Annotated in this window: 16 protein-coding genes and 2 tRNA genes; 5 read left to right on the forward strand and 13 right to left on the reverse strand. The window is 62.8% G+C overall.

Annotation, left to right across the window (positions count from 1 at the left end):
• Positions 1-136: 136 nt before the first annotated feature.
• From rplK to AXK11_RS09515, 11 genes are all read right to left on the reverse strand, one after another.
• Positions 137-562: a 50S ribosomal protein L11 gene (gene rplK / locus AXK11_RS07210; RefSeq protein ID WP_068630741.1), complete on the reverse strand. Its 426-nt coding sequence runs from the start codon at positions 560-562 to the stop codon at positions 137-139.
• A 65-nt stretch (positions 563-627) separates the two neighbouring features.
• Positions 628-1206, reverse strand: coding sequence for a transcription termination/antitermination protein NusG (gene nusG / locus AXK11_RS07215; RefSeq protein ID WP_068630742.1), 579 nt, complete (start codon positions 1204-1206; stop codon positions 628-630).
• A gap of 138 nt (positions 1207-1344) precedes the next feature.
• Positions 1345-1545: a preprotein translocase subunit SecE gene (gene secE / locus AXK11_RS07220; protein ID WP_068630744.1), complete on the reverse strand. Its 201-nt coding sequence runs from the start codon at positions 1543-1545 to the stop codon at positions 1345-1347.
• 23 nt (positions 1546-1568) lie between these two features.
• Positions 1569-1644: transfer RNA gene (locus AXK11_RS07225), tRNA-Trp, on the reverse strand.
• Between the two features lie 95 nt (positions 1645-1739).
• A complete protein-coding gene (tuf, locus tag AXK11_RS07230; RefSeq protein WP_068630747.1) occupies positions 1740-2930 on the reverse strand; it encodes an elongation factor Tu in 1191 nt (396 codons plus the stop codon).
• A 74-nt stretch (positions 2931-3004) separates the two neighbouring features.
• Positions 3005-3080, reverse strand: a tRNA-Thr gene (locus tag AXK11_RS07235).
• 94 nt (positions 3081-3174) lie between these two features.
• Entirely contained in the window at positions 3175-3987 is an 813-nt protein-coding gene (locus AXK11_RS07240; RefSeq protein WP_156469251.1) for a hypothetical protein, read from the reverse strand.
• Entirely contained in the window at positions 3984-4490 is a 507-nt protein-coding gene (locus AXK11_RS07245) for an ExbD/TolR family protein (protein WP_068630750.1), read from the reverse strand. Before AXK11_RS07245 ends, AXK11_RS07240 begins: the two co-directional genes overlap by 4 nt.
• Positions 4487-5266: a MotA/TolQ/ExbB proton channel family protein gene (locus AXK11_RS07250; protein WP_068630753.1), complete on the reverse strand. Its 780-nt coding sequence runs from the start codon at positions 5264-5266 to the stop codon at positions 4487-4489. The genes AXK11_RS07245 and AXK11_RS07250 overlap by 4 nt, the downstream gene beginning before the upstream one ends.
• 170 nt (positions 5267-5436) lie before the next feature.
• Positions 5437-8136, reverse strand: a complete 2700-nt coding sequence (locus AXK11_RS07255; protein WP_197456840.1) for a tetratricopeptide repeat protein — start codon at positions 8134-8136, stop codon at positions 5437-5439.
• Positions 8137-8608: 472 nt separating this feature from the next.
• A complete protein-coding gene (locus AXK11_RS09515; RefSeq protein ID WP_082781004.1) occupies positions 8609-11017 on the reverse strand; it encodes a TonB-dependent siderophore receptor in 2409 nt (802 codons plus the stop codon).
• Between the two features lie 891 nt (positions 11018-11908).
• Here AXK11_RS09515 and pyrH point away from each other — a divergent pair.
• From pyrH to AXK11_RS07295, 4 genes are all read left to right on the forward strand, one after another.
• Complete coding sequence (pyrH, locus tag AXK11_RS07280; protein WP_068630765.1) at positions 11909-12664, forward strand: UMP kinase; 756 nt, start codon at positions 11909-11911, stop codon at positions 12662-12664.
• Between the two features lie 126 nt (positions 12665-12790).
• A complete protein-coding gene (gene frr / locus AXK11_RS07285; RefSeq protein WP_068630767.1) occupies positions 12791-13342 on the forward strand; it encodes a ribosome recycling factor in 552 nt (183 codons plus the stop codon).
• A 132-nt stretch (positions 13343-13474) separates the two neighbouring features.
• Positions 13475-14656 carry a glutamate 5-kinase gene (proB, locus tag AXK11_RS07290; protein WP_231865794.1) on the forward strand — a complete coding sequence of 394 codons (1182 nt, stop codon included), beginning with the start codon at positions 13475-13477 and terminating at the stop codon, positions 14654-14656.
• 447 nt (positions 14657-15103) lie between these two features.
• Entirely contained in the window at positions 15104-17155 is a 2052-nt protein-coding gene (locus AXK11_RS07295; protein ID WP_082781005.1) for an ATP-dependent helicase, read from the forward strand.
• A 424-nt stretch (positions 17156-17579) separates the two neighbouring features.
• Here the strand turns inward: AXK11_RS07295 and AXK11_RS07300 are convergent, their stop codons facing one another.
• Together AXK11_RS07300 and AXK11_RS09845 are read right to left on the reverse strand one after the other, a co-directional pair.
• A complete protein-coding gene (locus tag AXK11_RS07300; RefSeq protein ID WP_068630806.1) occupies positions 17580-18881 on the reverse strand; it encodes a citrate synthase in 1302 nt (433 codons plus the stop codon).
• A gap of 272 nt (positions 18882-19153) precedes the next feature.
• Entirely contained in the window at positions 19154-19291 is a 138-nt protein-coding gene (locus AXK11_RS09845; RefSeq protein ID WP_156469252.1) for a hypothetical protein, read from the reverse strand.
• A gap of 444 nt (positions 19292-19735) precedes the next feature.
• Between AXK11_RS09845 and AXK11_RS07305 the strand changes: the two genes are divergently transcribed.
• On the forward strand, positions 19736-20905 hold the full coding sequence (locus AXK11_RS07305; protein ID WP_231865795.1) for an LptF/LptG family permease: 1170 nt from the start codon (positions 19736-19738) through the stop codon (positions 20903-20905).
• Positions 20906-20909 lie beyond the last annotated feature (4 nt).

Here is a 20909-nt window from a genome sequence, read left to right on the forward strand (position 1 = left end):
TGGCGGACTCCCGCGTTGAGTTGTGGTTGTGGGTTTTCCGAAAAAAACTGGGCGGCGAAAAGAGAGAGGGAAGGCGCGGCAGGTTTAGTGGCGCGGCAAAAGGGGACGGCGCAGTGTGCGGCTCGGCGTGTGAGCCTCAGTCGACGACTTCGAGGCCCATGTTGCGGGCCGTACCGGCGATGATCTTGATGCCCGCCTCCTCGTCGTTGGCGTTGAGATCCTTGGCCTTGATTTTGTAAATCTCGGCAAGCTGGGCGCGCGTGACCTTGCCCACCTTGTCCTTGTTGGGCGCAGCGGAGCCGGAGGCGATGTTCGCCGCTTTCTTCAGGAGGACAGCCGCCGGGGGCGACTTGAGGATGAAGGTGAAGCTCTTGTCGGCATAGACCGTGATGACCACGGGCAGGATCATCCCGTTCTGGTCTTTGGTCTTGGCGTTAAATTCTTTACAAAACGCCATGATGTTAACGCCTTGCGCACCGAGCGCAGGGCCGACAGGGGGCGCAGGGTTGGCCGCACCAGCGGGCAGTTGGAGGCGGATGTAGCCTTGGATCTTCTTAGCCATGTGGAGAGTGTGAGTGGTCTGGCGGTGTTGGTAGTAGTCGGAGCGGCAAGAGAGAGAGGCACGCCTTAGTCGGTAAGGCGCTGCACCTGCCAATATTCGAGCTCGACCGGCGTGAACCGGCCAAAAATGGAAACGGAAATTTTGAGTTTGCTGCGCTCGGGATCGATTTCGTCGATGCGTCCCGTGAGGTTGGTGAAGGCGCCATCGGTGATCCGCACTTCCTCGCCCACCATGTAGTGCACCTTGGGAACCTCGGTGCCCTTGGCGGCTTCGATCCGCGCGAAAATCTCGTCGACGTCGGACTGCTTGAGCGCGGCAGGCCGCTCCCCACCGACGAAGCCGATCACCCCGTTTACCTCTTTTACGAAGTACCACGGCTTGTTGATCACCTTGCGCTCTTCGTCGTAGAGCCGCATATGGATGAACACGTAGCCCGGGTAGAGCTTGCGAACCTTGGTGGTTTTCTTGCCGTGCTTGCCCTCGGAAACCGTCTCGGTCGGCAGCAGAACTTCAAAAATGTACTCTTCGAGCTCCTCGACCGCCTTGAACTTGTCGATGTAGGTTTTTACCTTGTTCTCCTGACCAGCAAGCGTGTGCAGGGCAAACCATTCGGCGTTAAGAGGAGCGATGATTTCAGCAGGCATGCGGGAAGGGAAAACGGACTCGGACGAAGAAATGGGAGTGTTGCGCCAGGAAACGGACGGAGCGGTGGTGGGCTGTGATGGCGGACGTAGAGGGCTGGATCGCAGAGTTGAAGAGGGCCGGAAAAGCTGCGCCGCCGCTCAGCTCACCAGCTTGGTGAACAGGTCAACAAATTGGTAGAGCGAGAAGTCGCTGATGCTCGTGAACAGGCCCAGCAGCACGGACGCGACGATGACGACCACCGTGTAGTCGCGAAGCTCGGCCTTCGTCGGCCAGGAAGCCTTCTGCAACTCGGCCACCAGCTCGGTGAAAAAAAGACGCGTCCTGCTAAAAATTTTCATTTGTTTATGCCTACTTGCGAAAGTGGCAGGGGCGGAGGGACTCGAACCCCCAACCGACGGTTTTGGAGACCGCTACTCTACCAATTGAGCTACACCCCTGTGAAAAAACTGATGCCTAGACGACCAAGCCGAGGCCCCGAATCGAGACCTCGGCGAGGCGCTTAAAAACACGTGGTTATCAAAGATCGACCGCGTTACTCGATGATCTCGGTGATACGACCCGCACCGATGGTGCGACCGCCTTCGCGGATGGCAAACTTCTGGGTCTTCTCCATCGCGATTGGCGAGATCAACTCGATCTCGACGGCGATGTTGTCACCCGGCATGACCATCTCGACGCCTTCGGGCAGCTTGACGACTCCGGTCACGTCAGTCGTGCGGAAGTAGAACTGCGGGCGGTATCCGTTGAAGAATGGCGTGTGGCGGCCACCCTCATCCTTGGAGAGGACGTAGATCTCGGCCTTGGCCTTCTTGTGCGGAGTGATCGACTTCGGAGCGGCGAGCACCTGGCCGCGCTCGATGCCGTCCTTGTCAATACCGCGCAGGAGGATGCCGACGTTGTCGCCCGCCTGACCGCTGTCGAGCAGCTTGCGGAACATCTCGATGCCGGTAACGACGGTGCTCTGCGTGTCGCGCAGACCGACGATCTCGACGTTGTCGTTCACCTTGACGACACCGCGCTCCACACGGCCGGTGGCGACCGTGCCGCGACCGGTGATCGAGAACACGTCCTCGACGGACATCAGGAAGGGTTTGTCCATCTCGCGCGCCGGCTCGGGGATCTCCTTGTCGATGGCGTCCATGAGCGCGGTGATCGCGGCCTCGCCCTCAGGCGTGCCTTCGAGGGCGGCCGTGGCCGAGCCGCGGACGATTACGGCGTTATCGCCGTCAAACTGGTACTTGGAGAGCAGCTCGCGGATCTCCATCTCGACCAGCTCCAGGAGCTCGGCGTCGTCGATCAAGTCCACCTTGTTGAGGAAGACGACCAGCTTCGGCACGCCGACCTGGCGGGCGAGGAGGATGTGCTCGCGGGTCTGGGGCATCGGGCCGTCAGCCGCCGAGACGACGAGGATCGCCCCGTCCATCTGCGCCGCACCCGTGATCATGTTCTTAACAAAGTCAGCGTGGCCCGGACAGTCGACGTGCGCGTAGTGGCGGTTCTCGGTCTCGTACTCCACGTGCGCCACCGAGATCGTCACGATCTTTGAAGCGTCGCGGACGGTGCCGCCTTTTGCGATGTCCGCATAGGTCTTGACCTCGGCGAGCCCCTTGCGCGCCTGAACGGCGAGGATAGCGGTCGTCGTGGTGGTTTTACCGTGGTCGACGTGGCCGATAGTGCCCACGTTGACGTGCGGTTTGGTGCGTTCGAATGTGCCTTTAGCCATGTGAGTTGAGACTGTGTGTTGAACTGGTTTTGACCTCGGGATTTTTGCGTCGCTGAAGCCATGCGACGTTGACCTGGAGCCCAGAACCGGATTTGAACCGGCGACCTCGTCCTTACCAAGGACGTGCTCTGCCAACTGAGCTATCTGGGCAGACCTAGGGAGGGTCAAAAAACAAAGTGAACGGTGACGCTGCGCGGCGCGTTTTCTGCCGTCAACGGCAAATTCGTGCCATTTGCCACAAAAACTACGGGCCGATCAAAATCCGGTATAGCCCGGGCTCGACTCGCTCGCCCAAGTGCAGTCGCCGCACGACATAGTCGCGAAAAAACTCGTCCACCGCCTCCACGCCCGAGCTTTGCACAAGCTGCACGCCGCCGACCAGGCCCACTTCGTTGACCAGTGCCGCGAGCTCCAGCGGCCGCCAGTTCCCTGCGGCAGCGGCGGCTGCGCCCAGCTCGCGGAGCTCGGCCGTTATCACTGGCTCGGCGCGCTGGGGAGAGATCACCTCGACGCGGCCTGCGCGCGCAGACAAGCGCGGGGGCTCCTGTCCACGGCGACCGAGGGCCAGCAGCCGCGCGCCTTCCTCACCCGCAGTAAGCCCGAGAGCAAGGGAGCGCGCCGCCGTCGCGTCCGCGTTTCCCGGCAGATCGGCCCCCACGCCTTCGCGCGCAAAATGTAGCTGCGCCGCGTAGTCGCCAAACAGCTCTTCGACTTCTTGCAAAAGCAGCTCCGGCAAACGCGCCTGCCCCGCATTCCACGGCGTCGGCAAGAACAGCGGGCTGGGATCAAAGAAAAGCGCTTCGGCCGCCACCAAGTCGGCCTCGCCGGGCACTTGCCGCTTGATCTGCCGCAGGCCGACCGTCCTGGCCTGAGCGGCACCCGAGGCAGGCAGCTTTTCGAGCGGCTCCCCGCGGGCACTTGTTCCTACGGCCTCGCCGTCGCCTACATTAACAGCGAACAGCCCGAGCAGAAACAGCAGGGCCAGCGCCGCCACGCCCACCGCCAGCAACCACGTCCGGCGAGGATCTGCCCTGCGTTGACCGGAGCCTCCATTCATTCGGCAGTCCCCTCTCCCGTTGCCGAGCCGGAGGGCTCCAGCGCGGCGATTTGCACACGAAACCCAAGCGACTGTGCAGTGCTGGTGACCGCCGCCAGATCCGCCACCGGGATCGACGCACTCGCCCGAATCAGGAGCACGGCTTCGATTGGTGCGCTGCGCTCGGCGGCAGGGTGACCCGCATTGGCCGCTTCGCGCCAGCGTGCCTGTTGAGTGGCAAGCCAGGCGCCGAGCTGCTCCAGGCCCAGCGCACCATCGTCAGTAAAGATGAGTCCCGAATGGGCCATGCTGATCACGTGAGTCGTGCGCACTGCGGCGGCGCGCGCGCCACCGATTTCGGGCAAGTCAAAATCCACACCGAGCCCCGGAGCCAAAACAAAGCGCGAACCGAAGATCCCGAAGAACAAGCCCAACAGGCCCACGTTGACCCAAAACAAAGCGTCAAAGCCGCGAGGCGGCGCGGCCCGCAGTTTTGAAACGAGGTCGAGCGGTCGTGTGATCATGACGCCGCGCCCTCCCGCCCCTCCTCTTGTGCCGCGGAGCCCGCAGCAGTGGCGGCGGCGTTTACTGGCGGAGACGGCGGCGCGAGGTCGCGCGACGCAGCGCCGTTAATGGCAGCTCCCGCCAACGCTCCAACGCCGCCGCCGCCAGGCGCAGCGCCTTTTTGATAATCAGTGAGCAGGTAGCGCATGATCTCGTTTCCCGCCCACTCAATGTCGCGCACGATCGCCCGCACCCGCCCCGCCAGAAAGTGCTGCGCGAGGTTCGCCGGAATCGCCAGCAAGAGCCCGCCCACCGCGCAGAGCAGCGCTTGCCACATGCCTTCGGAAAGCGCACTCGCCGTCGCGTAGTCGAGCTCGAAGGCATGAAACGTGGTCGCCATCCCCAGCACCGTGCCGAGCAGCCCGACCAGCGGGGCCACTTGCGCAATCGCAGCGATGGAGCCGAGCCGCCGCTCCAGCGCGGGCAGCTCGATGACGGCGGCTTCTTGCACCTCGAAGCGCAAGCGCTCCGCGCCCTCCTCGGCGTGGAGCAGCGCCGCCTTGACCACCGCAGCGACCGGCCCGGGCGTCTCCTCGCATACGGTTAGCGCTTCGACGATCCGCCGCTTGGCGAGGATGTTTTTGATGCCGCCCAGAAACTCCGCTGCCCTGATCTGCCCCCGGTGCAGGTAAAACACCCGCTCCACAAATAACACCAGGCAAAGGAACCCGAGGATCAGCAGCACCCACATCATGGGGCCGCCGCGCGCGAAGAGACTAAAGTCAGTGAACGACATCGTGTTTTTTTGGAAAAAAGAAGGGCGGGCTGGACGGGAGGAGCGGGAGGCTCGGGCAAAAAAGGCGGCGCGTTAAGGGCAAAGTCTGCTTTTCAGCCAAGCTTTGGAGGAGAAGTTAAAGCGCGCAGGTCGCTTGCCGCCCACCGCCCAAAATCTGGCGCCCGCGCCCATCAGCCACTGCTGCCGCTACCACTGGCACCGCTGCTCAGCGTCGCGCCGCCGCCGCGCGCCAAGCGGTCTTCGGCCAACGCGGCCCCCGGCAGGCCCGTTTTTAAAATCAGCTCCCAAGCCTCGCGCGCCTGGTCGATCCGCGCCTGCCGCTCGTAGAGCCCGCCAAGCTCAAGCAAGGTGCGCGTCATCCAGTAGCGCCCCCGGGGGCCCAGCCGCGCAGCAGCCGGCTCGTCGAGGAGGAAGGCGTTGACCACATCGCGCCACCACACGGCCTCGGCCTGCTCGGCCTGCCCGCCGCGCAGCAGCAAGTACCCGAGGTTTAACCCCGCCTCGACCCGCACATCCACCGGCGCATCCACCCGATCGCGCAACTGCTCGAAGAGCACGAGCGCGCGATCCGCATGCGCAGGGTCGCTCATCGACTGCGCGTTGTGGCACTCCGCCAGCGCGAGCTGCGCCAGGAGCACATCCGCATGCGTCGGGTAATTATTCACCAGCGACTCGTACACCTGCTGCGCCTGCGGAAACTGGTTTAGCTTGCGCAACAGGTCGCCCTGCTTGAGCCGCGCGTAAAACACCAGCGGGCTGTTCGGATAGCGCGTCACCATCTGCTCAATCAGCTTGTTCGCTTCCTCAAGGTTTGCGTCCTGCCCGCGCCGCTCGGCCTGTAGCGCGGCCTGGTACCGCGCATACGGCGCGTAGACCGCGTTGTCGGGGAAATCGTCCGCCAGCTTGGTGTAGAGCTGCTGCGCCTCCACCGTCTGCCCCTGCCCCGCATAGTAGCCCGCCTCGACGATCAGCGAGTAGACCGCCGCATTCGAGCGCGAGAATTCCGTGCGCACCTGCTGGAGCAGCTCCACCGCATCCGCGCGCCGCCCGAGGCTGAATAACGTCTCCGCCTTTAGCAGCGCGCACGAGCTGCGCAGCTCACGCGCGAGCCCCTCGCCCACGCCCTCCGGTATCGCCCCGAGCAACGCCTCCACCAACTGCAAGGTCTGCTCCGGCTCCCCCGCCTGCAACGACAGCCGCGCCTGCAACCACAGCATCCGCGCCTGCAACTCTGCGGGCAACGCGCGCAAGCCGGCGGGCGGATTGCGCGGCTCAAGCGCAGCCACCGTCGGGGCCGCTGCCTCGCCAACGTTAGCCGGCCCCACCTCGCCCCCCTCCCCGCGACCCTCGCCCGGCCCGCCGACCAATTGGCTCACCCGCGCATACGCCTCGCGCATCCTTCCCGCACGCTGGAGCGCACGCGCCAAGTTCCACTCCGCCTGCCAGCGGTTCAGCACATCGAAGCGCGGATCTGCCCCCAGCTCGTCGAGCACCTCAGCCGCGCGCTCCAGCCGCCCCGCCTCGACCTCGGCCAACACCCGTTGAAACATCAGCGCACCTGCCGCCGCGCTAGGGGGCAGCTCGCGCAAAACCGCCGCATACGCGTCCGCCGCGTTCGGATAATCCCGCGCCCGAAACCACGCCTCGGCCACCAGTACGCCCAAGTCCCTGCGACTCGCCGCCGCCGATTCGCCCGACAATTCATCCCGTGCCTTGGCCGCAAAATCCGCCGCAGCCCGATAGCGCAACTGCTCCCACGCGCAGCCCACGAGGACACCGTAGGCCTCCGCCTTGCGCTGCGAGCCCGGGAACTTTTCCAGCAGCGCACGCGCATCGCGCTCCGCACGCGCATAGTCTTTTGCCGTCAACGCAAGCTGCGCCCGCACCAGCAGCAAATCGTCCAGAACCGGATGCTCCGGCACGCGCTCAATCAATTGATCCAGATCGCGCTGAAACTGCCCGCTGCCGCCCATACCGCCCGCGCCTTCGCTGGCCGAAGCTTGGGCAAGCAACTGCAACGCCGCACGCTGCTTGAGCGGATCCAGCCCGTTGGCGACCAGGTTGCGCAACGCCACACGCCCCGGCCCCGAGCCCGCACCGCCGATCAAGCCGAGTAACAACTGGAGGTCGTCACGCTCGCCACGCAGCGCCGCCGGCAAGCTCAACGACTGCTGCTGCAAAAGCGACACCGCCTCCGCCTTGCGCCCCAGCGCGTCGAGCATCGCCGCATAAGTGCGCACGAAATGCACGCCCGCCGCGCGACCGCGCAGCCGCTCCATATTGCGCCGTGCCTCAGCCGCCGCAGCCTCTGTCACCTCACCCACGCGCAGCAAGGCACGCGCCCGCGCCAACGCGAAACGCGCCTGCGCCTGTGGAGAAGACGCAGCAGCCTCTGCGCGCTCAAAAAAGTCGCGCGCCGCTCCCGCGGCCCCACGCACATCTGCCAAGACTCCCTGCAAAAATAGCAGCCACGCACGATCCGCCTCCGGTAGCGCGCTCTCCGGCAAATGCGCGACCACCCGCCGCGCCTCCTCAAAATCGCGCTGCGCCGCCGCAACAAGCCCCGCCCGCAACTGCCACTCCGCCCCGCGCAAAGCCACCGGGATTTCGCCCAACACCGCCCACGCCTCCGCGAAACGCCCGTCATCCATCAGCGCGCTCCCCAACGCCAACCTCAGCCGCGCGCCCACCGCGTCATTCCCACCCGCGAGCGCAGCCGCATCGGGACTCCCGCCGCCTTCGCTCGCCGCCGTCGTTCCATCGGGGTGCCCGCCACCAGCCCCCGAGTTCTCCGAAGCGGTGCCCGCGCTGCCACGCTCAAGTAAATCGCGATAGAGCAAAACCGCCGTCGAGGGAAAGCCCAGAGCCACCGCCCGTTGCGCTGCGTCCCGACGCAATGCCAGCTCCCCCTCACTCAATGCCCTTGGCCGCGCGGCGGCCACCTGTTCCGCAGCCCCCACCCCATTTTCCCCAGCCGCAATCGCCCTACTCTCAGCGCCCCCCCCGCCCATCAGCGGTGCAGGCGAGCTCAACGGCTCCTGCGCACGCCCCACCACAGCCGAAAAAAAGCCAAACCCGAGAGAGAAAAAAAATACCGTACGCCTGCGCATCGTCGTTCCCGCAAACACTGCCCCTCTCCCCACCAACAATCAACCGCCATGTCTCCCCTCCTCAAAAAATCGCCCCAGCAGCACCAAGTGCCCCCCGGGAATTACAATGCGCCGCCAATTCTCCCCAGCTCCAGCCCTCCCAAGCCTCCAAACCAGACCGGACAAAAAAGGCGGGCCACCCCGAAGAGCAGCCCGCCAAGTATCAAAAACAGCTTAATCAAGCTACTAGCTCTTAAAACCTATAAGTCGTCGTCAGCCGGATATTCCGAGGCGGCACAAGAGCCATGTCATGACGCCCCTGCGAATTCATTGGCTTGTCCTCATCCAACAGGTTATCAATATTCAACTGAAAGCTGACATCACCCCATTTATAACTTGCCCCGGCATTAAAAATGGTACGGGCGGGTAGAAAATGCATGTACTGATGGGGTACCCCTAGCACTGTAGGGTTAACATTAGGATTATTTCCAGCCGCTTTCCCTGCATGGTTAAACCCTAAGTTAACACTCAGCCCATCCAGCGCACCGCTGGAAAAACCATAGCGAATGAATCCATTATACATCGTATCAGGCGTATTCGCTTCTCTGAACCCAACCTGGTTTCGTTTCTTTTGCTTCGTAGCGCTACCCAAGACACTCAGGTTAGGTGTAATTTGACCCGATATATCAAACTCAAAACCTTCATTGGTCATCTCATTCAGCAGTTGAGGATAGATCCTATCCGTTCCTCCTCGTCTCGCTTCAATATCTCGTGGATCTGTCACAGGTTGATTATTCTGCTCAATGTCGAAATACGAAACAGAAATGGAGAGCCTCCTATTGAAGAAGTCCATCTTAATACCTACCTCCCCTTGCTCACCCTCTTGCCAGACATCCTCGTTGGGGAGACCACCGCCGGGGTAATAACTCGCTGCATTGGCATCCTGTGAATAAGCAACATAAACAGACGCATTCGACATAACCCTAAAAAGGATAGCAGCAGAGGGTATAACCTTGGACCGGCTATCATAGGAATGACTATTTCTAGTATAATTAACATTCTCCCTGACCCGCTTCTGGTACACCCCTCCCCCTGTCAGAATAAGGCGCTTCCTGAAAGTATCAACCTGAGTATGGATATAATATTGTATATCCTTATTCTGCAAGTCCTTTCCCTCCCCATTTGCATCGCGAGGGCCGGGAATCCATATAGGCCTGGGTGCGTTAGGCAAAAAGGGCTGAGTCTTATCGTAAATATCAGTAATATCCTCGTACACACCCGGATAGCTTTTCCAGCTGTATCTATCTGTCGATTTAATATAGGTACCAGTGACAGCGTGTAAAGTGAGCAGGGGCTCACCCGACGAAGCACCGAAGTCAAACTTCCCTGACAAATCTGCCTGATAATGCATGATAGGGATCCAGTTATAGGTCGGTCCCGGAGGATCCCAGGCAAGCTCAACCTTGGTTATATCCGAACCGGGGGGGATCGGAGTCGATTCGTAAGGATTGGTCTGCGCATCCCAAGGTTGGTCAGGATCCTTAAGAGCCCAACTTAAAGTAGGTGTATCCCTGCCAGTGTTTGGGTCTACGCGCAGATGAGAAGCTCTCTGAATAGACACACCATTCCAGTCGTTACTCTGGGCACGAGTAGCCTCACGGAGCACCGCAAGTCGTAGGTTCAATTGATCCGTTAATTCAGTCGTAAACACGGCACTGAAACGTCGCAATTTTTCAAAACGCTGTGTCCAGTCAACTCTGCCATTCGCCCCAAAGGGTTCATAGCCTGGCTTGATGTCCGACTTTGAAACAGTGGCACCAGTACCGTAGGGAAAGTCGTCACGAATATAGAGGGCATTCCCCTGTGCGTGGGCACCAGTTTGCTTCCAATCGCTCAAAAAACCCTTAAGCTTGAGTTGTGATTTCTCCGAGATCTTCCACGTAAGCATAGGATTGATGCTTTTTAGAGCAACCCGCCCCGGAACATAAGATTTCGCATCTCGATAGGTACCGATAAGGCGATAGGCAAAACGCTCAGAGCCAGCTATCGCACCTGTCGAGTCAAAGACCATTTTGTCCCCAAAGTACTGATCGGCCACTTCAACCCTGAGCAGGTTGGCCGATTTGAATTGAGGCGATTTTGTAGTCATGGTACCAATCCCTCCAGGAGTCGTCCCACCAGGAGAAAGAATCGGATTTGGCCCCTTAATAATTTCGACTCGATCAATGAGATACGGATCGAATGAAGCCCCCCCCACTCGCAAACGAAAGCCATCAAGCCCTGCTCCATATGAGCTAAAACCTCGGACCACCTGGCGCTCTTGGATACCACCAACCCCACCAAGAATAGGAACACTGACACCCGATAAATATTGAGTCGCGTCAAGGATTGAACCCGCTCCGATATCATCCATAAACTCACTTGTGACCAATTGAATCGAGGTTGGAGTTTCTAGCAAATCCCTACGAATGCGAGTGGATGCGGTCTCCGTCATTCGATAACCATTTACCCGATCAGAGGAGACCTCGAAGGGCGAGAGATAGACGGTTTCGCCATCGTCAACTTGGTCGGCAAGGGGGCGACCGGGGCTGCTTTGGGCGTGGGTTGCCAGCGGCACGCCAAAAGCAAGTAATGTAGGCACAAGCCAAGCTTGCAGTTTCATATGCTTTTTAGGTTTGGGGTTATGGTTATGACAGGGCGCCCTGTTTAAGCAGGGCGGTTCAGGGAAAGCGCAAAAAAGCCCGCTACTCGCCTAAACAGTCCGGCGAATGAAGCGGGTACGAGAGACAGGCAGCCGAGGTAAAACTCCGCAACCCGCTCTAAATAAAAGGCTTGACAGGCGCACTCGTGCGCCAAAATCAGCTCGACAGCTCGACAGCTCGACAGCTCGACAGCTCGACAGCTCGACAGCTCGACAGCTCGACAGCTCGACAGCGAGTTCAGGCGTTAGTGAGGAAGCGCCCCTCTTGCCAGCTACGCACAACCCCGCCAAATGCGCGAAATATACGCACAAAGAACGACTCAATAGAGTTGTCCAAACAGGGGGCATGGTTTGGGTGTCGGGGTAACGGGGTGGAAGCTGAGCCAGTCGTCATGAGCTTGGGCGCTCTCAGTGCAAGCTTTTTCCTACAATTCCCCCATTTTCCCACCACCGCGCCCGAGAAACCTCTCAGCGCCTCCGTTTCTCATCCCTTGAGCATCTCGCAAAACCGAGTTGCGACGGCCGGACCAACACTTAGCTCGGCACATCATCTCCCACCCCCCTTTGCCCCCAGCGACCAGCCCGCGGCAGCGCCTCTGAGCTCACTTCTCCGGCTCTTCTCCCCACGGCATCGCAAATCAACAATCCTCCCCCGCACGCATGTCACCAGTGACGCCTGCCGCCAGCCGATTGTACGCGGCGCGTTCCTCCACCGCGCAGGCGCCTCACCGCCACTACCCACCCGCATGCGCCACGCGCGCGCCTCGCCGCGACGACTTCGTCCCAGAATCAGCCGGGCCACCAAACGACCGCGTTGACGCGCGTTTGTCATTCTCCTTCGCTGCGCGCCCAATGAATGACGCAAATGACACGCCGCCCCAAGCCTCCTCCAGCGCAGTGAAGTATAAACGGATTGTCCTAAAGCTCAGCGGCGAGGTGCTGCGCGGCGGCAAGAGCGGCGACCCGATCGACGCGCCGACCCTCCACGCCATCTGCAACCAGGTGAAGGAGATCCACGATCTGGGCGTGCAGGTCTGCGTGATCATCGGCGGGGGAAATATCTTCCGAGGGCTCCAGGGCTCCAAGCATGGCGTGGACCGCACCACGGGCGACTACATGGGGATGCTCGCCACCGTGATCAACGGGCTGGCGATCATGGATTGTCTCGAAAAACTGGGTGTCACCACGCGTGTGCAGAGTGCCATCCCGATGAACCAGATCGGCGAGCCGTTCATCTTGCGCCGCGCCGTGCGCCACCTCGAAAAGGGCCGCGTGGTGATCTTCGTCGCCGGCACGGGCAACCCCTATTTCTCGACCGACACGACCGCCGCGCTGCGCGCCAGCGAGATGCGCGCCGACATCATCATGAAGGCGACCAAGGTCGATGGCATCTACGACAAGGACCCCGCCCTCTATCCCGACGCGGTCAAGTACGAGGAGCTGACCTTCCTCGACGCGCTCAAGCAGCGGCTCAACGTCATGGACTCGACTGCCTTTTCGCTGTGTCTCGACAACAACGTGCCGATCCTCGTCTTTGATCTCGGCGACGAGCACGCCATCCGCAAAGCCATCGCCGGCGAGAAGATCGGCACACTCGTCCACGCTTGATATCCCCCAACCGGGACGCGCACCGCCGCCTACGCGCCACAAGTGCCCGCTCGCACGCCTCCCCTCCTCTCACTCAATTTCCCAACGCGTTAACTCCCCCCATCCTCCAACTTCCCTCCCTATTTTATGAGCAACCACCCAATCCTCGGCGACGCGAAGGCCCGCATGCAAAAGGCCATCGAACACACGCTACACGAGTTTAGCGCCATCCACACCGGCAAGGCCACGCCCACGATGGTCGAGACGATCCTCGTCGAAGCCTACGGCACCACCCAGCCACTCAAATCCTGCGCCGCCATCTCGACGCCCGACGCGCGCATGATCCAGATCCAGCCTTGGGATGTGACGCTCGTGCAGCCAATCGCCAAAGCCATCCAGCAGGCGAACCTCGGCTTTAACCCGATCATCGACGGCAAGGCACTCCGCATCCCCTTGCCCGAAATGAGCCGCGAGCGCCGCCAGGAGTTCGCCAAAGTCGCCCACAAGCTCGCCGAAGAAGGTCGCGTACAAGTCCGCAACGTCCGCCGCGACACGATGGACGCACTCAAAAAAGACGCCGCCCTCTCCGAAGACGAGCGCAAGCGCCACGAGAAGGAAGCGCAGACGCTCACCGACAACGCGATCAAGGAGATCAACCAGCACCTGGAGCATAAGGAGAAAGAGCTTTTCGCGGTTTGATCGCCTTGAGTGACCGCCAGCGCGCGAGCGGCGGGCCGCCCACCGCGCACCCGCACAAAAAATCTCCGCCCCGCGTAATTTAACCCACGGCGACCTCGTTTCCTGACACTCCCAACTCCCTTCCGCCCCGCGTTGAAAACCCGCGCCATACACAACGCTTCCGGCCAGGCCACGCCCAGCAGCGGCCCCAGCACCTCCAAACGAGCCAGTGGCCCGCCCGCGCGCGCCGTGATCAAACTCGGGACAGGCGTCCTCACCCGCGGCATTGGCGAGTTCGACGCCGAGCGGATCGCCGCCATCTGCGAGCAGGTCGCCCGCCTGCGCGCAAGCGGCACGCAAGTGCTCCTCGTCTCCTCCGGCTCGATCGCGCTCGGCATGGGGCGGCTCGGCCTCAAGCGCCGCCCGAGCGACGTCGTCAAAAAACAAGCCTGTGCGGCCATCGGCCAGGGGCTGCTCATGCAGATGTGGCAAAGCCACTTTGCCGCGCACGGCATCACCGTAGCGCAAGTCCTGCTCACCCACGAAGACCTGCGCAACCGCACACGCCACCTCGCCGCAAAGGCCACCCTCGAGTCCCTCATCGCCTACGGCGTCGTGCCCGTGATCAACGAAAACGACACCGTCAGCGCCGCCGAGATCGAAGCGCTGCTGCGCTTCGGCGACAACGACACGCTCTCGGCCATGGTCGCCAGCCTCGTCCACGCACAGCACCTCTTCATCCTCTCGACCGCGCCCGGCCTGATCGACCTCGACGGCACCGGCGAGATCGTCCCCTTCGTCCCAAAAATCACGCCCCAGATCGAAGCCATGGCACGCGGCACAGCCAGCGAGACCGCAGTCGGCGGCATGGTCTCCAAACTCTCCGCCGCCAAGCTCGCCCTGCGCGCCGGTTGCAGCGTCTTCATCGCCAGCGGGGCCGAGCCCGACATCATCGCGCGGCTCCTGCGCGGCGAAGGCCCGGGCACCTTTTTCGCGCCACACGGCCTGCCCCTCGACGCAAAGAAACGCTGGCTGCTGCACTTCCAGCGCCCCACCGGCACGATCCACATCAACGCCTGCGCCGTTCCCGTCCTGCGCGAGCAAGGCCGCAGCCTGCTCGCCGTCGGTGTGACGCACGCCAGCGGCAGGTTTGAGGCGGGCGACATCGTCGACGTCGCCGCGCCCGACGGCACCCTGATCGCCCACGGAAAGACCGGTTACTCCTCTGCCGACATTTCCGCGCTCGCCGGACTAAAGGGCGCCGCCGTCAAAGCGCTGCACCCCAAGCGTCGCCGCCACGAAGTCATCCACCGCAACGACCTCGCCCTGCTGTAAAAGCTGGCTGCGGCCAAGCGCTACTACGCGTGGAGGCGGGAGCGCGGGAGGGCGGCGCGCCACGGTCTTCGACCGTTCCATTTGGCGAGCCGCTCGTTGGCGGCTCGTCAGCCCGTGCGTGGATGAAGCGGAAACCCGTTTGGGCGCGGGCTTCGACCGTTTTGCTTTGCGGCGCATTCGTTGGTGCGCCGTCCCGTGGACTTCATCCCATGTGCTACTCCCAATTTTGAATGAGCATTCCCGACCTTCGTTGGGCCCTTTCTACTGTGCGGCTTGCTCGGCGTGCGGAACGCACGGCACGCAAGCCGCACAGTAAATGGGTGCAGGCACCGCCTGCCGCCGCCCGCGTAGGGCCGTCCCGCGCGCACGCGTAGCTCCGCACTTAGCTGACACGGCTGGTACAAAGACTCTCGCCCCTTGGACGCAGTTCGCGCCTGATCGCGGGTAATGGATTCTGCGCCACACGACGCCTCCTCTTTTGCGACTGACCTTGCCGATCCTTACGCGCCCGTGCCGATCGATTTTCGCGCGGCGCTAAACGACGAGCAATACGACGCCGTCACCGCCCCAGCCGCCCCCCTGCTCGTCCTCGCCGGCGCGGGCTCGGGCAAGACACGCACGCTCACGTACCGCGTCGCCTGGCTCATCTCGCGAGGCGTGCCGCCGGGCGAGATCCTGCTCCTCACCTTCACCAACAAGGCCGCCAACGAGATGCTCCACCGCGTGGAAGAGCTTACGGGGATCGGGCCGCGCCGCTTCTGGGGCGGCACCTTTCACTCGCTGGGAAATCGCGCGCTGCGGCTCTACGGCGACCAGATCGGGCTCGCGCGCGGCTTTACAATCCTCGACGCCGACGAATCGGAGACACTGCTCAAACGCTGCGTCGAAGACTGCGATAAGACTTTCTTTAAAAACAAAACCTACCCGCGGCCCGGCCCCCTCTTCAGCATCCTCTCGCTCGCGCGCAATACCCAGCAATCCATCGCTACCACCGTCCGCAAAAACTTCCCCCAGCACAGCGAGATCGAACACCGCCTGGACGACTTCGCCGCGAGCTACGAAAAGGCCAAGCGCGAGCAAGCCGTCGTCGACTACGATGACCTGCTGGAGCTGTGGCTGCGGCTGCTCAGCGAGAGCCAAACAGTCGCCGACTACTTCGCCCAGCGCTTCCGCTACCTCCTCGTCGACGAGTACCAGGACACCAACACCCTGCAGGCGCAGATCGTCGACAAGCTCGCCCCGCACCACTGCATCACCGCCGTAGGCGACGACGCCCAGTGCATCTACTCGTGGCGCGGCGCGGATTTTGAGAATATCATGCGCTTCCCCGACCGGCACCCCGACACCGCCATCCACCGCATCGAGACCAACTACCGCTCCACGCCTGACATCCTCGCCTACGCCAACGCCGTCCTCCAGGCCCAGCCTCTCGGGCGCCACTTCGACAAGGAGCTACGCTCCGCCCGCGCGCCTTACCAGAAGCCCCACCTGGTCGAAACCGTCGATGATCGCGAGCAGGCCGAGTTTGTCCTCAAACGCATCCGCGCCCTCATCGAGGACGAAGGCGTCTCCGCCAGCGAGATCGCCATCCTCTACCGCTCGCACTTTCTGGCGCTCGAAATGCAGCTCGCGCTCGCCCGCACCGGCCTCCCCTACCAAATTACCAGCGGGGTAAAGTTCTTCGAGCGCCAGCACATCCGCGACCTCGTCGCCCTGCTGCGCTTCATCTACAACCCCACCGACACGCTCGCTTGGCAGCGCATCGCCACGCTGCTTCCAAAGGTCGGCGAAAAAGGCGCGCAAAAAATCCACGCCGCCGCGCGCGACCATGCCGTGCTCCTGCAAAGCGACTTCGTCGCCGCCCTCGCCACCGACGACGTGCTCAGCAAAGTCCCCAAAGACGCCCGCGAAGAGTGGCCGCACTTCTGCGCCTCGCTCGCCGAAGTCGCCGCCGAGCTGCGCGACGGCCGCGCGCCCGCCCTCGCCGTCGAACACGCCATCGAAGGCTGGTACGGAGACTACCTGCGCGGCGCCTTTGCCGACTACGCCGAGCGGCTCGACGAACTAAAGGCGCTGGCCACCTTTGCCACGCGCTTCGACACCGTGGACGACTTTCTCTCCCAGATCGTCCTGCTAAATGGTGAAACTGCCGACGCCCGCAGCGCCACAGATGCAGAAAAGCCCGCCGCCGCCATCCGGCTCACCACCATCCACCAAGCCAAGGGCCTCGAATACGACGTCGTCTTCCTGATCGGGCTCGCCGACGGACAATTCCCCAGCCGCCGCGCTATCGACGCAGGCGATATCGAGGAAGAGCGACGGCTGTTCTACGTCGCCGTCACCCGCGCGAAAAACGAGCTCTACCTCAGCTACCCCAAGGTCGCCAGCCGCCCCGGCCCCGGCGGCATGATGAATACGCCCAGCCGCTTCCTCCTCGAAGTCCCCGATACACTCTACGAACGCCTGCGAATCAAGCGACGCTTCGACTGGCGCCGCTAATCGGGGACGCCCAGACCACCGCTGCGCGCGGGACTGAAGCTGGGGCACTACGCGTGCAGCGGTGGCGGGTCGCCACTTCCATTTAATTTGCGATTTTGCCCGTGCGCTACGCGCCCAGACAAAATCGCAAATTTACATGAAAATCCCCTGTCGCGTTGCGACAGGCGAGGAAGCTCAAAGCGCAAACGAAGAGCGGAAACCCGTTCGGGCGATTTTCGTTGGTTCACCAGTAAACTCCTGCCCGATCGGAGATCGGGGGAATTTCCTGCATTGCGGTTTGTGTGTCGGGCATTCTGCCCGACACACAAACCGCAATGCAAATGGCCCGTGGCGCCACGCCACCGCCCCACGCGCAGTGGAGTCTTCGACTCGTTTATTGTGCGCGCGGCTCGCCCTCCCGCTTGGCCGCGCGACGAGAGCCGCACTAGCGCTCGGCCATCGGCACGTAGTCGCGCTTTGCTGCGCCCATGTAGATCTGGCGCGGACGGTAGATGCGGCCCTTCGGTTGCGAGGCGACCTCGTGCCAATTGGCGATCCAGCCCGTCGTCCGCCCCATTGCGAAAATCACGGTGAACAGGCTCACCGGAATCCCGAGTGCGCGCATGATGATGCCCGAGTAGAAATCCACATTGGGGTAGAGCTTGCGCGAGAGGAAGTAGTCGTCGCGCAGCGCCGCCTGCTCCAGGTGGTGTGCGATATCGAGCAGCGGGTCGTTGATCCCGAGCTTGGCCAGGACCTTTTCGCAGGCCGCGCCGATGATCTTCGCGCGCGGATCGAAGTTGCGATACACCGCATGGCCAAAGCCCATCAGGCGCGTGCTCTTGCTGCCCGACTTGGCGCGCTCGATAAAGCGCGAGCCATCATCCCCGTCGTCGTGGATCTGCTGGAGCATCTGCATCACCGCAGTGTTCGCCCCGCCGTGCAGCGGGCCGGAGAGCGCGGAGACCCCCGCCGAGAGCGAGGCGAAGAGATTGGCCGAGCTGGAGCCCACCATCCGCACCGCCGCCGTGCTGCAATTTTGCTCGTGGTCGGCGTGCAGGAGCAGGAGCAGGTTCAGCGCCTTCACGACCTCCGGCTCGGCGAAGTAATCGGGCCCGCCCTCGGTCGATTGCGAAAACATCATGTGCAGGAAGTTTTCGCAGTACGGGATGTCGCGCGGCTTCACAAAAGGCAGCCCGCGCCGGTAACGGTAAATCATCGCGCCAATCGTGCGCGTCTTGGAAATCGCCATCGCCGCCGCCGTATCGAACACGGCGAGGTCTTTCTCAAAATTGTTGGCCGCCAGCTCCGGATGATGCGCCGCCAGCGCGGCGACGACCGAGGCCAGAATCGTCATCGGCGGGGCACTGCGCGGGAAGCCCTCAAAAATCCGCTGCATCGGCTCCTCCACCCCGGCGTGCGCGCGCAGCAAGTCGCCAAAAGCGCGCCGCTGCTTCGCATCGGGCAGCTCCCCGTAGATCACGAGGTAGGCCGTCTCCACAAAATCGCTGTGCTCGGCGAGTTGCTCAATCGGGTAGCCCCTGTGCCGCAGGATCCCCGCGTCGCCATCGATAAACGTGATCTGACTCTCGCAAGAGCCCGTGTTGCCATAGCCTTGGTCGAAGCAGATATAGCCCGACTCCCCACGCAATCGTCTGACATCCACCGCCTTCTCCCCCTCGGTGCCTTCGATAAAAGGCAGTTCATAAACCTTGTCCTCAAGATGCAGCAGGGGCGACTTCGTCATAAACGCGCCCATTGAAGCGGCTTCCAATCTCGATGCAAAGCAAAGGCATCAAAAAAGCACCACTTTTGCACACGAAACCCTGCACTCGCGCGTAAAACTCCCACTGCGCGTGGGGCGGTGGCGACCTTGACGAGCCGCCAACGAGCGGCTCGCCCAATAGGAGGGTCTGCGACCCCGCCCCACGCGCAGTGGTGTATTTGGCGGCGCATTCGTTGGTGCGCCGTCGCCCGTCTTTTTTTGGGACTCCGCGAGCAGGGCTGACTGTGCGCGCGTTAATCCAGGAGCATCAGGGCTTCTTGAGGTTGGGCGATGTGCGGGCGGTTTGGAGAGCGGGTTTCGAGAAAAAGGTCCGTGAGCAGGACGAATAGGGCGAGGATGACGAAGAGGGTGAGATAGCGGAAGTATTCCATAACAGGGGCCCGCAACGCTCGCTGCCGCTCGCTTTTTCTGAATCGCAACCGCCTACCTACGACTTCGCCGCAACTAAGTAGACTCCGCAGGCGACTGCGCCTCCGTTACGACACGGCCCCGAAAGGATCGGGAAACCGGCCGCACAGTCACACGAGACACGCTCCGGCAACGCGCACGGCGGCGGTGGTCGCACGCTCCCCATGCCGCGCCATCTCCACAAACATGCACGCGGATTTGCCCGCGCGCAGTCTGGCCCGGCGCATGCGCCAACAGCCGTAAATCCCCTCTCGGCACGATGCCTCCCGCCAACTCGCCCACGGTCGCACAGCCACGCGCGGGCCGCAGATCGGCCGGCAGCGTGCGCGCCCTTCCGCGCCCCCCAAAGACCCTCGACATGTGCACGGCGTGCGCATGACAAGTGGGTTTGCCCGCCTCCAGCCTGCGTGAACCTCCTCGACCGCTATCTCCTCCGCCATGTGTTCGGCGCCTGCCTCGCGGCGGTCGCGCTCTTTGGTTTTGTGCTGCTGTTGGGGAATGCGATTCGCGACCTGCTGGGGCTCGTGCTGGCCGATCAGCTCCCGCTGCCCGCCTTTCTGGAGCTGCTCGTGCTGCTCGTCCCCTACGTGGCTGCCTACGCGCTGCCGATGGGCATCCTCACGGGCGTGCTGCTGACGCTCGGGCGGCTCTCTGCCGACAGCGAGATCACCGCGATGCGCGCGGCGGGGGTCAGCGTGTGGCGACTCTCGCGGCCGATCCTGCTCCTCGGGCTCGCGGGGATGGGCCTCGGGCTGTACCTCAACTTCGAGGCGATGCCGCGCGCCCGCACGCGCTATCAGCACACGCTGGCCGAGGTCGTGCGCAGCAACCCGCTGCGCTTCATTGTCCCGCACACGTTTATCCGCGAGTTCCCCGGCTTCGTGGTCTACGTCGGCGAAAAGGAGGGCACGCTGCTGCGCGATTTCTGGATCTGGGAGCTCGACGCGCAGCAGCGCGTGCTGCGGATCGTCCACGCGCAGACGGGCCAGTTTGACTTCGACGAGGAGGCCAACGCGCTGCTGCTCAGCCTCCACCAGGCGCAGGTCGAATCGCGCGACCGCGCCAACCCCGAGGACTTTTCCAAGCCGCCACTGGTCGGCACCTTCGCGCGCAGCGAGCAAGTGCGGCTGCCGCTCGACTCGGTCTTCGCACGCCGCACGGTTCGACAAAAACTGAAGTGGCTGACGCTGGCAGAGCTGCGCGAGCGCGCGGCAGAGCTGGCCGCAGCGAAGAGTGCGGCCGAAGCGCAGCACAACGCCGATGCCTCCGAGCTCAAAGCCCACGCACAGCGGCTGCTGGAGCTGCGGCTCGTGCTCCAGGAAAAGGGGCAAAACGCGCTGGCGATCCTCTCCTTTGCGGCAATCGGGATCCCGCTGGGGATCCGCGTGTCGCGCCGCGAGACGAGCGCCAACCTCGGCGTGGCGGTCGCGATCTCGCTGGGCTACTATTTCCTCAACGTCGCCGCAGGCTGGCTCGACCGGCAGCCCGAGCTGCGGCCCGACCTGCTGCTCTGGCTCCCCAACCTGCTCTGCCTAGCCCTCGCTTGGCGCTTGTTTCGCCGGATCGGCCAAAACTAGCGTG

Source organism: Cephaloticoccus primus (genome assembly GCF_001580015.1).
In the GTDB taxonomy this organism is placed as follows: Bacteria; Verrucomicrobiota; Verrucomicrobiia; order Opitutales; family Opitutaceae; genus Cephaloticoccus; species Cephaloticoccus primus.

Bases quoted from the DNA above. Each gene is read 5' to 3' on its own strand.
- AXK11_RS07295 (WP_082781005.1), top strand. From the start codon at position 15,104: ATGGATTCTGCGCCACACGACGCCTCCTCTTTTGCGACTGACCTTGCC.
- AXK11_RS09845 (WP_156469252.1), bottom strand. From the start codon at position 19,291: ATGGAATACTTCCGCTATCTCACCCTCTTCGTCATCCTCGCCCTATTC.
- pyrH (WP_068630765.1), top strand. From the start codon at position 11,909: ATGAATGACGCAAATGACACGCCGCCCCAAGCCTCCTCCAGCGCAGTG.
- AXK11_RS09515 (WP_082781004.1), bottom strand. From the start codon at position 11,017: ATGAAACTGCAAGCTTGGCTTGTGCCTACATTACTTGCTTTTGGCGTG.
- nusG (WP_068630742.1), bottom strand. From the start codon at position 1,206: ATGCCTGCTGAAATCATCGCTCCTCTTAACGCCGAATGGTTTGCCCTG.
- secE (WP_068630744.1), bottom strand. From the start codon at position 1,545: ATGAAAATTTTTAGCAGGACGCGTCTTTTTTTCACCGAGCTGGTGGCC.
- AXK11_RS07250 (WP_068630753.1), bottom strand. From the start codon at position 5,266: ATGTCGTTCACTGACTTTAGTCTCTTCGCGCGCGGCGGCCCCATGATG.
- AXK11_RS07240 (WP_156469251.1), bottom strand. From the start codon at position 3,987: ATGAATGGAGGCTCCGGTCAACGCAGGGCAGATCCTCGCCGGACGTGG.
- rplK (WP_068630741.1), bottom strand. From the start codon at position 562: ATGGCTAAGAAGATCCAAGGCTACATCCGCCTCCAACTGCCCGCTGGT.
- tuf (WP_068630747.1), bottom strand. From the start codon at position 2,930: ATGGCTAAAGGCACATTCGAACGCACCAAACCGCACGTCAACGTGGGC.
- AXK11_RS07300 (WP_068630806.1), bottom strand. From the start codon at position 18,881: ATGACGAAGTCGCCCCTGCTGCATCTTGAGGACAAGGTTTATGAACTG.
- frr (WP_068630767.1), top strand. From the start codon at position 12,791: ATGAGCAACCACCCAATCCTCGGCGACGCGAAGGCCCGCATGCAAAAG.
- AXK11_RS07245 (WP_068630750.1), bottom strand. From the start codon at position 4,490: ATGATCACACGACCGCTCGACCTCGTTTCAAAACTGCGGGCCGCGCCG.